Genomic DNA, 14057 nt, shown 5'->3' with positions numbered 1-14057 from the left:
CGCAGGTTAGTAGGGGCAATGCTGAAGTGCTTAGCCGTTCCATCAATACCGGCATGGCCGCTAAGAAAATAGTGAATGGCCGAGAGTTTGAATTCAACGGGATATTTTGTCGCCATAGACCTGCACCTTCAATGTCAGATTATGGTCCAACATTTGGGGTGCAGTTCATTTATGGCGACCGGCACACGGCATATTAACTAAAACAGCAGTTTCGCAAGTGAAAGACCCGCTCCTAAGGTTACAAATTGGGTAGTCACCATCCATTTGGTTTGTGTAATCATTGCTTTATATAAATCGACCTTTATCGCCGCAACATCCTCCCTGGTAGCGTAATTAGACTTGATCACCGCTACATCCGCTTTCACGGCAGCCACATCCTCTTTAGTCGCATAATTTGACTTGATTACCGCCACATCAGAGACCAGCGAAGTAACCTGATCTTCCAGCCTTTTAACACGCTCTTGCATTCCTTTACCTCCGCTCGGTGGTTGTCCGCCTTGTTTGCATTTACGTTGACGGCACGCATAATTGATAACACTTTTATTTAACGGTTCAGCTAACATTATTTCACCCCAATCGTTTCCATTTTTGATTGGGTAATGCAGGTTGACGGTAGGCCATATAATCAAACTCCCTTTTGCAATGGTAAACGTTAAACACCGCACTCGCCCAAAACCCTGAACATATTAACACCGGTTTTTTTCACAAACATTAGTGGTTTGAATAAGAAAATAAAAATAACTGTCAAAAAAACAAAGAAGATAATCAATCAACTGAGCAAGTAACAATCTACAGACAATTTAATGTGAGCCGACCTAAAACCCAATGAAATAAAAAAAGCCCACAACTTTCACATCGTGAGCTTTCTCGCAAAATTAAGCAGAACAGAAAATTACTGGTAAACAATCCCCGGCGGATTCACCTGCGAGGTTTCCACCGCCTCTTCCTGTTCGCCCCAGCGTGCCAATACTTGTTTGTACTCGCCGCTGGCAATCGCGCCATTGATCGCCTGCTGCAGTGCCACATCCAATCCATTACCTTTTTTAGTGGTCACCGCCACCCAAGCGCGGAACGGGCCGTGACCGACGATTTTGGTCTGCCCGCGCGAAGCGACTTTCCATGCTGCCAATGATTGAGGGCCAAACGTTGCATCCGCACGTCCCGAAAGCAGCGCCAGCGTGGCCGCCGCATCATCGTTGAGATAGATCGGCTGCACCGGCGCTAAGCCCTGCGCGCGGTTCTTCTCATCCCAGCTGAGTAAAATCCGCTCCTGATTGGTGCCCGAACCCACAATGATGCGCTTACCCGCCACATCTTCGCGGCCCTTAATCGCGGTTATCGCGCTGTTGGTTTTCACCGCAAAGGCGTGGTTATCCGCGCGATAGGTGGCGAAATCGAACTTCTTTTTGCGCTCTTCGGTGACGGCAATATTGAACATCGCCACGTCATACCGTCCAGCGGTAATACCCAGCGGCCAATCTTCCCACGCGGCTGGCACCAGCTTCAGCTTTAAGCCCAAACTGTCCGCCAGCAGACGCGCAATATCCGGATCGCTGCCAATCAGCGTTTTATTATCCGACGCCCATAAACCGATCGGCGGCGAATTCATCGCCGTGGTGGCGACGGTCAAATAACCCGGATTCACAAAGTGAAAACCCGCCGGAATTTTCGCGATAGCCTGGGGATTCGCGGCTATATTGATCGGCGTTTCGTTGTTTTTGGCATCCAGCGTTTCTGCTGCGATGGCTGGCGCGCCTGACATCACTATCAGCAACGCCGCAATAATCACTCGTTCCATTAAAGTACCCGCGCCAGAAAACGTTTGGTGCGCTCGTGGCGCGGCTGATTCAGTACCTGATTACTGCTGCCCTGCTCAACAATGCGTCCATCGACCATAAACACCACGTTGTCCGCCACTTCACGCGCAAAACCGACTTCGTGCGTGACAATCACCAGCGTGGTGCCGGAACGCGCCAGTTTTTTGATCACATCCAGCACTTCACCCACCAGCTCGGGATCGAGCGCTGACGTCGGTTCATCAAATAGCATCACGCGCGGATTGAGCATCAAGGCACGCGCAATCGCGATACGCTGCTGCTGGCCGCCCGACAAATGGCGCGGCCAGGCATCGGCTTTGTGACGCAGGCCAACCACATCCAACAATTCACCCGCACGATCAATCGCTTCACGGCGAGACAGTTGACGATGCGCAATCGGCGCTTCAATCAGATTCTCCAGCACCGTCAGATGCGGAAACAGATTGAAGTTCTGGAACACGTAGCCAACGTTGATGCGCTGACGCAGAATCGCCTGCTCTTTCAGCTCATACAGCTTGTCGCCGCGACGCTGATAACCGATGTAATCGCCATCGATCTGGATATAGCCTTCATCAACGCGCTCCAGATGGTTAATGGTGCGCAGCAGCGTCGATTTGCCCGAGCCAGACGGCCCGAGAATCACCGTCACCGATCCCGGTTCCAGCTCCAGCGACACATCATCCAGCGCTTTCAGTTTGCCGAACGACTTGCTCACGCCGGTAATGCTAATGGCGCCAGCGGTATGCAGATTGCGGTAATCAATGGCTTCGGACATGGGAAAGCTCCTCGGTTGCAGGTTTGGCGCTGCGGTTACGCCATTGACGCCAGCGCGACGGCTGCGGTTCACGGGTGACACTGCGCGCCAGCCAGCGCTCAACGCTGTGCTGCAGCAGTGACAGAACGGTGGTGATGATCAGATACCAGGCCGCGCCGACCATCAGCAGCGGAATCACCTGCTGTGTGCGGTTGTAGATCATCTGAATGGTGTAAAACAGTTCCGGCATAGCCAGCACGTAAACCATTGAGGTGCCTTTGGCGAGGCTGATGATTTCATTAAAAGTGGTAGGAATAATCGCGCGCAGCGCCTGGGGCAGAATGATGCGGAAGGTACGGCGCGTGGAGGATAATCCCAGCGCCGAAGCCGCTTCAAACTGGCCGTGATCGACACCCAAAAAGCCGCCGCGAATGATCTCAGCACTATAAGCGCTCTGCACCAGCGTCAAACCAATCACCGCCGCCGGGAACTGGCCGAGCACGTTGATGGTCTGGAAATGGCCCCACGACAGCGCGGTAAACGGAATGCCCAGCGACAACGTGTCGTACAGATAGGAGAAGTTGTAGAGGATGATCAGCACCACGATCAGCGGCAGCGAGCGGAACAGCCAGATATAGCCAAACGCCAGCGTACTCAGCAGCCAGGATGACGAGAGACGCGCCAGCGCCAGCAAACCGCCAAAAATCAGGCTGAGTATGGTTCCAAACAGCGTCAGCAGCAGCGTTTGCCCCAAACCGCTGAGGATCACCGGATCAAAAAACCATTTGGCGAACACGCCCCATTCCCAGCGCGGATTGAACGCAACCGAATCAATCACGCTGGCCAGAATAAACAACGCGACAATCGCGCCGACGGTACGTGCCGGATAGCGCGCCGGCACCACGGTTAAACGTTGTGGTTCATTACGCATTACAACTCCTTAGCTGGCCTGCGCCACGCTATGTACATCAATCACTTTCAGGAAGCGCAAGCGTCCATCGTGTGGCGGCTGGCTGTAGACCTCCATATCCTCCAGCAGCTCAAACTGCGGCTGATAACCGTGGCCGATATACAACTTCACCGCTTCTGGCTGGCGGAAACCGGTGGTGAGAAACACGCGCTGATAGCCCGCACGCAGCGCACGGCGCTCCAGTTCCTGCAGGATCAGCAGCGCCAAGCCCTGACGACGCAGATCGCTGCGCGTCCAGATGCGTTTAAACTCAGCGGTCACCTCGTCGTAGGGTTTATACGCGCCCATCGCGATGATCTCGCCGTCACGCTCCAGCACGATAAACAGCCCGCGCGGCGGCAAATACCATTCGGTCAGCTCCACCTCTTTTTGGCTGGTGAAGAACGCGCCGTAGCGCGCGGTATATTCACCAAACAGTCCGGTCAAAATCGGTTGCAGCTCAGGCGCTTCCGGTGATACTTCGCGGAACAGTTGCTCGCTCATGCGGCCTCCTTAATCGCCCAATCCGGCCGGATTGATCTCTGAACTGTCGATACGCTCAACGCCCTCACCCCAGCGCTTCAGCACCTTGTCGTAATCACCGTTCTTGATCACGCCATTCAGCGCGGTGTTGATCGGCTGCACTAAACCGCCATCTTTCTTCACCGTCACCGCGATGTGCGCCGCTTTCGGCCAGCCGCCATCGACGCTGCCAACCAAACGCGTCTGCTTAGTCAGCGCCGCTTTCCAGGCGCCAATCACGTTCGGACCAAAGTAGGCATCGGCGCGACCTGACTGCAGCGCCAGCGTTTGGGCCGCATCGTCTTTGGTATACACCGGCGTAAACGGCTTCAATCCTTTAGCCTGATTCTCTTTATCCCAGGCCAGCAGGATCGATTCCTGATTGGTGCCAGAGCCGACGATAATACGCAGTCCGGCAATATCTTCGGCATTGGTCAGCGACGTAATTGGACTGCTGGATTTGACGTAAAAACCGAGTGAATCTTTACGATAGGTGGCGAAATCGAAGCGTTCTTTGCGCTCTTTAGTGACGGTCACGTTACTGATCGCCGCATCGTATTTGCCCGATGCCACGCCCAGCGGCCAGTCTTCCCATGAAGTTGGCACCACGTTGAGTTTCAGACCCAGGCTGTCGGCGACTAAGCGGGCGATATCCACTTCGCTGCCGAGCAGGGTTTTGTTGTCATCACTGAATACAGTTAATGGCGGCGAATTCAGCGCGGCGACCGCTACGGTGAACGAACCCGGCACGGCAAAGCGATGTCCAGCCGGGATCTGCGCCACTGCGGCGTCATTTTTCGCGGTATTGATCGGCGTTTTGTTGGCTTCAACACTGATGTTCTGACCGTTAACCGCCACATCTTCGGCGAATACGGCGCTGCTCATGCCCAGCAACAACAGCGCAATAAGAGATTTTTTCTGCATAGCGTTTATTCTCGAGTTTTATTTTTGTGTGTATTGGTTAACCGGATCTTTCAGACCAAAGCTGGCGCGCAGCGTGGTTCCGGGGTATTCGCTGCGGGTTAAACCGCGCGCTTGGAGAATCGGTACCACGCGATCGACAAAGCGTTCGAAGGTATCTGGCGTGCCGCCCTGAATGATGAAGCCATCGGTCGCTTCGCTCTCAAACCACAGCTGCAAACCGTCGGCCACCTGCTCTGGCGTGCCGTGGAACAGCGGACGCGGCGTCGCGGCTTCCAGCGCCGCCTGGCGCAGCGTGTGGCCATGCTCGCGCGCCTTGCGTTTGATTTCGTCGGTGGTGCTGCGGAAGCTGTTTTGCCCGATATCGCCGAGTTCCGGGAACGGCTCATCCAGCGGATATTGTGAGAAATCGTGATGATCGAAGAAGCGACCGAGATAGTTGAGCGCATCTTTGATGGAAACCAGCGCGGCGGTGGTTTGATACTGCTGCTCCACATCTTCCGCACTGTCGCCAACAATCACGCCAACGCCCTGGAAAATGTGCAGATCGCCCGGTTCGCGGCCATTCGCCACCAGCTGTTTTTTCACATCGCGGTAGAACGCCTGCGCCTCTTCGCGCGTCGGCTGATGGGTAAAGATGGCGTCGGCGTGTTTAGCGGCCAGCTTGCGGCCATCTTCCGATGCGCCCGCCTGGAACACCACCGGACGTCCTTGCGGCGTACGTTCGATATTCAGCGGCCCTTGCACCTGGAAGAAATCGCCGTGGTGATTCAGCGTGTGCAGCTTCTCAGGATCAAAGAACTGGCCGCTCTCTTTATTACGCACGAAAGCGTCGCCTTCCCACGAATCCCACAGCCCTTTCACCACTTGCAGATACTCATCAGCGATGCGGTAGCGCAGCGCGTGTTCCGGATGCTGCTGGCGCGAGAAGTTCTTCGCCGAACCTTCCAGCGGCGAGGTCACCACGTTCCAGCCCGCGCGACCGCCGCTCAGATGATCGAGGCTGGCAAACTGCCGCGCCACGGTGAACGGCTCGCTGTATGAGGTGGAAACCGTGCCGACCAAACCAAGATGCTCGGTGACGCCCGCCAGCGCCGACAGCAAGGTCAGCGGCTCGAAGCGATTGAGGAAGTGGGGAATCGATTTTTCGTTAATAAACAGGCCATCGGCAACAAACAGGAAATCCAGCTTGCCCGCTTCCGCCTTGCGCGCAATGTGTTTGGCGTAATCAAAATTGATGCTGGCATCGGCCAGCGCCGCCGGATGACGCCACGCGGACATATTGCCGGACGCGCCATGCAGAATGGTGCCCAATCGCAGTTGTCTTGCAGTCATAATGTTCTCTCTTTTGCCAAGGCGCAGCCTGACGGCGACATGCCTGTCGCCGTGCAGAACCGGAATTAAAGGGTGAATCGCGTTAGTTCAGAATGGCGTCACGACATCGCGCGTTGAGGTGCTGCAACGCTTGCTGAGCCAGTTGCGTAAAGTAGTGTGCAGCGGGGGCAATCAGCGCTTCATCAGGATTGAAGCCGCCATGATGCAGACCAAATTCGCTCGCGCTGCCAATGCTGACAAACGCGCCTGGGATCTGCTGTAAGTAGTAGGCAAAATCTTCGCCGCCGAGATGTAACTCAGCGGTCTGCACGCGGTAGCCCGCCTGCTGCGCCACGTTGCTGGCAAACTGCGCCCAGCGCGCATCGTTCTCCAGCACCGGCGGACCCGGATGCCAGCTAAAGGTGGCGCTGGCTCCGTTGGCGGCTGCGATATTCTCCACCAGCGTGCGGGCGCGCTGCTCCAGCTCCGCGCGCACCTGTTTGTCGTGGGTGCGCACCGTGCCGCCAAATTCGGCCTCGCCGGGCAGTACGTTCCAGGTTTTGCCAGCATCGATACGCGTCACGCTGAGCACTAAGCTATCCAGCGTATTGAAGCTGCGGCTGGTGAGCGATTGCAGCGCCTGAATAATCTGGCTGGCGACCACAATGCTGTCCACGCCCTCTTCAGGATGCGCGGCATGCGCGCCTTTGCCGGAAACGCGCACGATAAATTTATCCGCATTGGCGTAAAACGCGCCGCCACGTGTAGCGAAGGTGCCGGTCGGCAAACCGGGTTCATTGTGCATGCCGAAAATCGCCTGCACCCCGTCCAGCACGCCCGCATTGATCAACTGGCGTGCGCCGGTGGCGTTCTCTTCTGCCGGTTGGAACAGAATACGGATGCGCCCCGGCAATTGATCTTCAACGGCTTTCAGCTGCAAGGCCGCGCCCAGCATCACCGCGCTGTGAACATCGTGGCCGCAGGCATGCATTACGCCGCTGTTGCGCGAGCGGTAAGTGAGTCCGGTGGCTTCGTGAATCGGTAGCGCATCGATATCGGCGCGCAGCGCAATCAACGTGTCGCCGTGCCCCACTTCTACGATCACGCCGGTTTCCAGCGGATAATCCAGCAGACGCAAACCGGCGTCCTGTAACCAGCGGCGCAGGCGCGCGGTGGTTTCGACTTCGCGGCCGGATAACTCCGGCCAGCAGTGCAGCTCACGTCGCCAGTCAATCAGCTGATGTTCGCTAAATTGCGTCATACCTGCCTCCGGAAGCAGCGAATCATGCGGTGACTAAACGGTGAGTGGCCAACAGTTCGAGTGATTTCACGCGCGCCTGCTCTTCAGCCACCGGCGTATCAATCACGAACTCTTCAATGCCGAAATTCTGATGCAGCGCATCCAGCTTGGCATGCACCTGCGCGGCGGTGCCTTTCAGCAGCGATGGCGTGCGCGGTTCAATCACGTAATCGGTATAACCGCCCTGACGCACATAGCGTTCGGCCTGCTCGACGCTGCCGACGTTAACGCTTGGGCCATCTTTCACGCTGACGTGATAAACGCGCAGGTTATCCACCAGCAGATCGGCTTCCGCCGGCGAGTCCGCCACCACCACTTGCACCGCCACCAGCGCGCGCTGGCCGTTGCTGTGCTGGCGATAGCTGTTAAGGACTTTTTCCATCAGTTGCGGATCGCCGTTGTGATGCGCCGCAAACACCAGCTGCCAGCCGAGTTCTGCCGCCAGTTTGGCGCTCTCTTCGCTGGCACCCAGCAGGAAGCGATTGGCCGGACGCGGCGGCTGTGGCGTAGCGCGCAGAATCTCTTCATCGCCCACTGGCGGCACTTGCAACCAGCTATCCAGCAGCGCCAATTGCTCGGCGAAGCTGCCTTTCTCTTGCAGATGCACACCGAGCTGCAACGCACGCGTTGAGAGCGGCAAGCCGCCCGGCGCTTTGCCAACACCAACGTCAATGCGGCCCGGCGCTAAGGACGCCAGCAAGTTGAAGTTTTCCGCCACTTTGTACGGGCTGTAATGTTGCAGCATCACGCCGCCGGAGCCGACGCGAATATGTTGCGTCTGGCCGATAATCCAGGCGATCAGCAGTTCCGGCGACGGACTCGCCAGGCGATCGGTATTGTGGTGTTCCGCTAACCAGAAACGGTGATAGCCCCAGGCTTCCGCCTGCTGCGCCAGCTGTAACGTGCGGTGTAGCGCGTGGCTGGCTGTCTCTCCGTCGGCAATCGGCGATTTATCCAGCAAACTCAGTCGGTATGACATGCGCCTTATCCTTTTCGTCATGAATATGGCGAGTAGTTTGTGGCGGAGAAGGCAGATTCGTAAAACATGATATTGTCGTATCTATATTTACTTTATGCATATCAGGGAGATAGATTGGACCATGTGGTTTAAACTCCTTTGAAAACACACAATTATCCCCACAGGATATGGATTGTTGTGGTGATGTTTTGAAAATGTGACACTCAATATAAAATTATTAAAACATCGTTTCAAAATGTGACGTAATTCATCCAATCGCCATTCCCTTATTTTTCCAGCCACTATTTTCTCTATGCTGACACCACGCGGCATCCTTCGACAAATTAATGCGCCGCACCTTCCTGCCTCCCTTTAGCTGGAGAAAAAGCATGACGTTTAAAAAATTACTTCTGGTCGTTTCGTTATCCTCTGCGGCAGCGTTTTGCCCGGCAGTGTCTTCCGCCAAGGTCATTAAAGTGGCCGAAGTTCAACCGGCGGGTTATCCCACCGTGGTGGCGCTTGAACACATGGGCGAGAAGCTAAAAAAAGCCACTGATGGCCGATTAGAAATGAAGGTTTACGCCGGTGGCGTACTCGGCGATGAAGACCAGACGCTGCAGCAGGTGCAACTGGGCGCCATTGACATGATCCGTGTTTCGCTGGCACCGGTCACCACCATCGCGCCAGAAACCAGCGTATTAACCTTGCCGTATGTTTTTCGCGATGAGGATCATATGCACAAGGTGCTTGATGGTGATATCGGAAAAAATATCGTCGAGAAATTCGATAACGATCCTAACGCCCGTATGATATTCCTCGGCTGGACCGACGCCGGTGTGCGCAACATGATCACTAAAAAGCCAATCGCCAAACCCGACGATCTTAAGGGTATGAAAATCCGCGTGCAAAACAGTGCGATTTCGTTGGCGACCTTAAAAGCCATGGGCGCAAACCCGGTGGCAATGGGCGTGAGCGAAGTGTTTAGCGCCATGCAAACCGGCGTGGTGGATGGCACAGAAAACAACCCGCCAACCTTTGTTGCCCACAACTATATGCCCGTCGCTAAGTACTACACCCTCACCGGCCACTTCATTCAGCCTGAAATGATTCTCTACTCTAAACCGTTGTGGAATCGCCTCTCGGCTGACGACCAGGCGTTGCTGAAGAAATTAGGCAAAGAGGCACAGGAGGAAGAACGTCAGCTCTGGGCAACTTACACCCAACAATCCATTGAGAAGATGAAAGCTGGTGGCGTGACCTTCCAGGAAACCGATCGTGAAACCTTCATGAAAGCCACCCAGCCAGTGCGCGATCAATTTGGCGGGAAATATCAGGATTTGATGAAACAAATTGCTGATGTGAAGTAATCCTCCCCACGCCACGTGCCTGCGTGGCGTTTTAATCAGGTAAATATTATGACTGCATACTCTCGTCTGATGGATGGGCTTTATTTGCTGTGCATGGCGATCGCCGCCGTTGCCTTGTTGATTATGGTGACGGTGATTCCCATCGGGATTTTCACCCGCTATGTGCTGAACGACGCGTTATCCTGGCCAGAACCGGTCGCCATCATTTGCATGATCATCTTTACCTTTATTGGTGCGCCAGTCGGGTTTCGCGCCGGTACACATATTTGCGTCTCGATGATGACCGACCGGCTCTCGCCGGTGAATCAGCGCTGGCTGCTCAAGTTGTCTGACGCGCTGATGATCATCACCTGTCTGGTGATTTTCCGCGCCAGTTACAACCTGTGCGAAGCGATGTGGGTGCAAACGCTGGCCTCACTACCGGTGGTGACCTACGGCGAAATGTATCTGCCGATCCCAATCGGCGCGATTTTCACCCTGCTGTTTGTCATTGAAAGATTGGTTAATGGCGATCAAAGCCAACGCGCCATCGTGACTCTTGGCGGCACCCACTAAGCGGAGAAGAAAATGGACGCACTGATTTTGATAGGCAGTTTGGTAGTATTACTGCTGGTGGGTTTCCCGGTGGCATTTGCCGTTGGATTGAGCGCGTTTATCGGGGCATGGTGGATCGATTTACCACTGGAAGCGGTGGTGATTCAGATTACCAACGGCATTAATAAGTTTTCACTGTTAACCATTCCGTTCTTCATTTTGGCTGGTGCGATTATGGCGGAAGGCGGCATTGCCCGACGGCTGGTCAACTTTGCCTATATTTTCGTTGGTTTTATTCGCGGCGGTTTGTCGCTGGTGAATATTGTCGCCTCAACCTTTTTTGGCGCGATTTCGGGCTCTTCGGTGGCGGATACCGCCTCGATTGGTTCCGTGATGATTCCGCAGATGGAGGAGAAAGGCTATCCGCGTGACTTCGCTGCGGCGGTAACGGCCAGCGGCTCGGTACAAGCGGTGTTAACCCCGCCCAGCCACAACTCGGTGATTTATTCGCTCGCCACCGGCGGTGTTGTCACCATCTCATCGTTGTTTGTCGCCGGCATCATTCCTGGCCTGTTACTGGGTTTTTGCTTAATGGTGATGTGCCTGGTATTTGCGCGTAAACGCGGCTATCCCAAAGGCGAGCGCATCCCTTACAAGCAGGCGTTGAAAATCTTCTTCGATGCCTTTTGGGGAATGTTCACCATTTTCATCATTCTCGGCGGAATTCTGTCCGGCGTTTTCACCGCCTCGGAATCGGCAGCCATTGCCTGCATCTGGGCGTTCTTTGTCACCATGTTTATTTACCGTGATTTCAAATGGACGCAATTGCATATCCTGGTGTTTCGTACCATCAAAACGGTAACCATTGTGATGGTGTTGATCGCCTTCGCCGCCGGTTTCGGTGCGGTAATGACCTTTATGCAATTACCAACCATCATTACCGAAGCCTTTACCCAATTTTCCAGCAACAAGTATGTGATTTTGATGTGCATTAATCTGCTGCTACTGGTGGTGGGGACGCTAATGGATATGGCACCGCTGATCCTGATTCTGACGCCGGTACTATTACCGGTAGCCACCGCACTCGGCGTCGATCCGGTTCATTTCGGCATGATAATGCTAACCAACTTAGGCATCGGATTAATTACGCCACCGGTCGGCACGGTATTATTTGTCGCCAGCGCAGTGAGTAAGCAAAAGATTGAGCAAGTGGTCACCGCCATGCTGCCTTTCTATGGCGTGTTGTTTATTGTGCTGATGTTGATTACCTATATTCCGGCGTTATCGCTATGGCTACCGCGTTTAATGGGCGTGATGTAACAACCGGTCAAATCATTGTGCTTTAAATCTGCTGCGGGCTCTGACACATCTACTGCGTCACGGGCCGTCCTCGCACCGCTAGCGCGGTACCTTCGGCTTTCACGTCGTGCCGACGGATCATTCGGGGATCGGCCGTCCTGGCCGGCCCCGAACTGCCTCACGCATCCCTGCGCGAGGCTCCTGGCCCAACGTAAAAGCCTCAGCGCTGCGGATAGCCCTTTTGCCGCAGCAGACGCGTCAGCGCCTCTGGCAAATGTGCCCTTTTCAACAACACGCACTGAAGGTTTGGAGCAGGCCGGGGCCGCTTTTGGGCCGGCAATCCGCAGCGCTGAACGAAGCGAGGAAGCCAGGAGAGCCCGCAGGACGCGGGCGAAAGGCGGAGCCGGGACAGGACGTCCCGTCTCCGCCGGTCCGTCAGGCAGACGAGCGAAGTGAAGGTACCGCGTAAGCGGCGCGAGGACCGCCGGACCAAAAGTGGCACCGGTCAGCGCCATCGCCAATGGCTTAGCTAATAAGCATTACGCCATTTATGGCGCCCCATCGTATGAATAGAACGCCTATTTATTTTTTTTAGCAAAGCTTAGTGCAATTCCTTGGTTCAACTCCCGTGTGCGGCATTCAATGATGAAAACCGCCCGTCGGGCTATTGATTAAAAAGGGAAACACCATGACTAAGCATTTTCACTTGCAGGCGTTGAGTTTGGCCCTGCTATCAGGGATTTTTAGCGCCCACGCGGCAGACACGCCCGTCAAAGGCGGCACGCTGGTTTACCTCGAACAACAGGCACATACCAACCTTTATCCACCCGCCGGTGGCTTTTATCCCAATGGCGGTATTCTGAATCAAATTACCGATAAGCTGACGTGGCAGAATCCTGAAACCTTAAAAGTGGAACCGTGGATTGCCGAAAGCTGGAGCAGTAACGCCGATAAAACCGAATATACCTTTAAAATTCGTCCCGGCGTCACCTTCTCTGATGGCACGCCCTTAGATGCTAAAGCGGTAGCCAAAAACTTTGATACTTACGGTCTGGGAAATAAAGCCCAGCGCCTGCCGGTTTCCGAAGTGATCAATAATTACGACCGCAGTGAAGTTATTGATCCTCAGACGGTGAAATTCTATTTCAAAAAGCCATCTCCCGGTTTTTTACAGGGCACCGCTACCATCGGTTCAGGCCTGGTTTCCCTCAGTACGCTGCAGCGTAGCTTCGACCAACTCGGCGATGCGCGTCATATTATTGGTTCCGGTCCATTTGTGGTCAGCGATGAGAAACTCGGCCGCGAGGTCGATTTAACCGCGCGCAAAGATTATCAATGGGGCCCGAAAAACCTCGCCCAGCAAGGTCCCGCCAATCTCGACGGCATTAAATTCATCGTCACGCCGGAAGACAGCGTGCGTATTGGCGCGCTGCTGGCCGGCCAGGCCGACTTCATTCGTCAGGTGCAAGCCTACGACGAGAAGCAGGCGCAGCAGCAAAACTTCCCGATTTACGCTGCACCCACGCGTGGCGTCAACGACAGCATCAGCTTCCGCCCGGATAACCCGCTAGTCAGCGATGTGAAAGTGCGTCAGGCGCTGCTGCACGCCACCAACGCGCAGCAAGTGGTGCAAACCCTGTTCTCACCGAACTATCCGCAGGCCACCTCGGTGATCGCCACCTCGGCGGCCGGTTACGTCAATCTGGCCGACAAGCTGAAATTCGATCCGGCGTTATCGAAAAAGCTGCTGGATGAAGCGGGCTGGAAACCGGGCAGCGACGGCATCCGCGAAAAGGATGGCAAGAAACTGGCGCTGACCATTTATGAATCGCTGCCGCAGCCGCAGAACAAAGAGGTGCTGCAGCTGGTGGCGCAGCAGTGGCGTCAGGTTGGCGTCGCGCTGGCGGTGAAAGCCGGTGATGCAGGCAGCCGCGTGCTGGATAACCTCGATCCGCTGAAAACCCCGCTGGTGGTGTCCGAAGTGGGCCGCGCCGATCCTGACGTGGTGAAGAGCCAGTTCTATCCGACTAACCGTGATGCGCTGCTGCAAAAAGGCGGCTCCAGCGACAAGGTGCAGAACTTCCGCGACGACAAGCTGAACACGCTGCTGCTGGGGATTTCCTCGGAAGTCGATCCGGCGAAACGCCTGGCGGTGACCGGCGAGGCGCAGCGCTATCTGCTCGATCAGGCCTATGTGATTCCGATTTTTGAAGAACCGCAGGTGTTTGCCGGTGCGCCGTGGCTGAAAGGCGTGAATTTTGAAGCCGTCGGTCGTCCGTCGTTCTACGGCGCGTGGCTGGAAAAACACTAAGGCAGGTTGAT

At 55.2% G+C, this 14057-nt stretch carries 13 protein-coding genes; 4 read left to right on the top strand and 9 right to left on the bottom strand.

The window, feature by feature from the left end; genetic code table 11:
- Positions 1 to 197 precede the first annotated feature (197 nt).
- From DEU53_RS22870 to DEU53_RS22830, 9 genes are all read right to left on the bottom strand, one after another.
- Positions 198 to 563 carry a hypothetical protein gene (locus DEU53_RS22870; protein WP_233501849.1) on the bottom strand — a complete coding sequence of 122 codons (366 nt, stop codon included), beginning with the start codon at positions 561 to 563 and terminating at the stop codon, positions 198 to 200.
- A 329-nt stretch (positions 564 to 892) separates the two neighbouring features.
- Positions 893 to 1798 carry an ABC transporter substrate-binding protein gene (locus DEU53_RS22865; protein ID WP_101761405.1) on the bottom strand — a complete coding sequence of 302 codons (906 nt, stop codon included), beginning with the start codon at positions 1796 to 1798 and terminating at the stop codon, positions 893 to 895.
- The gene (locus tag DEU53_RS22860) at positions 1798 to 2592 is read right to left on the bottom strand and encodes an amino acid ABC transporter ATP-binding protein (protein WP_110868468.1); all 795 of its coding nucleotides are present in this window, start codon (positions 2590 to 2592) and stop codon (positions 1798 to 1800) included. Before DEU53_RS22860 ends, DEU53_RS22865 begins: the two co-directional genes overlap by 1 nt.
- Positions 2576 to 3502, bottom strand: coding sequence for an amino acid ABC transporter permease (locus DEU53_RS22855; protein WP_110868467.1), 927 nt, complete (start codon positions 3500 to 3502; stop codon positions 2576 to 2578). Before DEU53_RS22855 ends, DEU53_RS22860 begins: the two co-directional genes overlap by 17 nt.
- 9 nt (positions 3503 to 3511) lie before the next feature.
- Positions 3512 to 4024: a GNAT family N-acetyltransferase gene (locus DEU53_RS22850; protein WP_101761402.1), complete on the bottom strand. Its 513-nt coding sequence runs from the start codon at positions 4022 to 4024 to the stop codon at positions 3512 to 3514.
- A gap of 9 nt (positions 4025 to 4033) precedes the next feature.
- On the bottom strand, positions 4034 to 4966 hold the full coding sequence (locus tag DEU53_RS22845) for an ABC transporter substrate-binding protein (RefSeq protein ID WP_110868466.1): 933 nt from the start codon (positions 4964 to 4966) through the stop codon (positions 4034 to 4036).
- Between the two features lie 18 nt (positions 4967 to 4984).
- The gene (locus DEU53_RS22840; RefSeq protein ID WP_110868465.1) at positions 4985 to 6298 is read right to left on the bottom strand and encodes an LLM class flavin-dependent oxidoreductase; all 1314 of its coding nucleotides are present in this window, start codon (positions 6296 to 6298) and stop codon (positions 4985 to 4987) included.
- 82 nt (positions 6299 to 6380) lie between these two features.
- Entirely contained in the window at positions 6381 to 7538 is a 1158-nt protein-coding gene (locus tag DEU53_RS22835) for an amidohydrolase (RefSeq protein ID WP_110868464.1), read from the bottom strand.
- A gap of 22 nt (positions 7539 to 7560) precedes the next feature.
- The gene (locus DEU53_RS22830) at positions 7561 to 8556 is read right to left on the bottom strand and encodes an MsnO8 family LLM class oxidoreductase (protein ID WP_110868463.1); all 996 of its coding nucleotides are present in this window, start codon (positions 8554 to 8556) and stop codon (positions 7561 to 7563) included.
- A 368-nt stretch (positions 8557 to 8924) separates the two neighbouring features.
- Here DEU53_RS22830 and DEU53_RS22825 point away from each other — a divergent pair, with 368 nt between their 5' ends.
- The 4 genes from DEU53_RS22825 to DEU53_RS22805 all read left to right on the top strand — a co-directional run bounded on the left by DEU53_RS22825 (position 8925) and on the right by DEU53_RS22805 (position 14046).
- On the top strand, positions 8925 to 9902 hold the full coding sequence (locus tag DEU53_RS22825; RefSeq protein WP_101761397.1) for a TRAP transporter substrate-binding protein: 978 nt from the start codon (positions 8925 to 8927) through the stop codon (positions 9900 to 9902).
- A gap of 48 nt (positions 9903 to 9950) precedes the next feature.
- The gene (locus DEU53_RS22820; protein ID WP_110868462.1) at positions 9951 to 10457 is read left to right on the top strand and encodes a TRAP transporter small permease; all 507 of its coding nucleotides are present in this window, start codon (positions 9951 to 9953) and stop codon (positions 10455 to 10457) included.
- Between the two features lie 12 nt (positions 10458 to 10469).
- The gene (locus tag DEU53_RS22815) at positions 10470 to 11756 is read left to right on the top strand and encodes a TRAP transporter large permease (protein WP_110868461.1); all 1287 of its coding nucleotides are present in this window, start codon (positions 10470 to 10472) and stop codon (positions 11754 to 11756) included.
- A 667-nt stretch (positions 11757 to 12423) separates the two neighbouring features.
- Complete coding sequence (locus DEU53_RS22805) at positions 12424 to 14046, top strand: TIGR04028 family ABC transporter substrate-binding protein (RefSeq protein ID WP_110868460.1); 1623 nt, start codon at positions 12424 to 12426, stop codon at positions 14044 to 14046.
- The last annotated feature ends 11 nt before the right edge of the window (positions 14047 to 14057 follow it).

Origin of the sequence: Pantoea sp. AG1095, assembly GCF_003208415.1 — a bacterium.
In the GTDB taxonomy this organism is placed as follows: Bacteria; Pseudomonadota; Gammaproteobacteria; order Enterobacterales; family Enterobacteriaceae; genus Pantoea; species Pantoea leporis.
The sequence above is the reverse complement of the archived record's forward strand: the minus strand, read 5'-3'. Positions and strand labels throughout refer to the sequence as shown.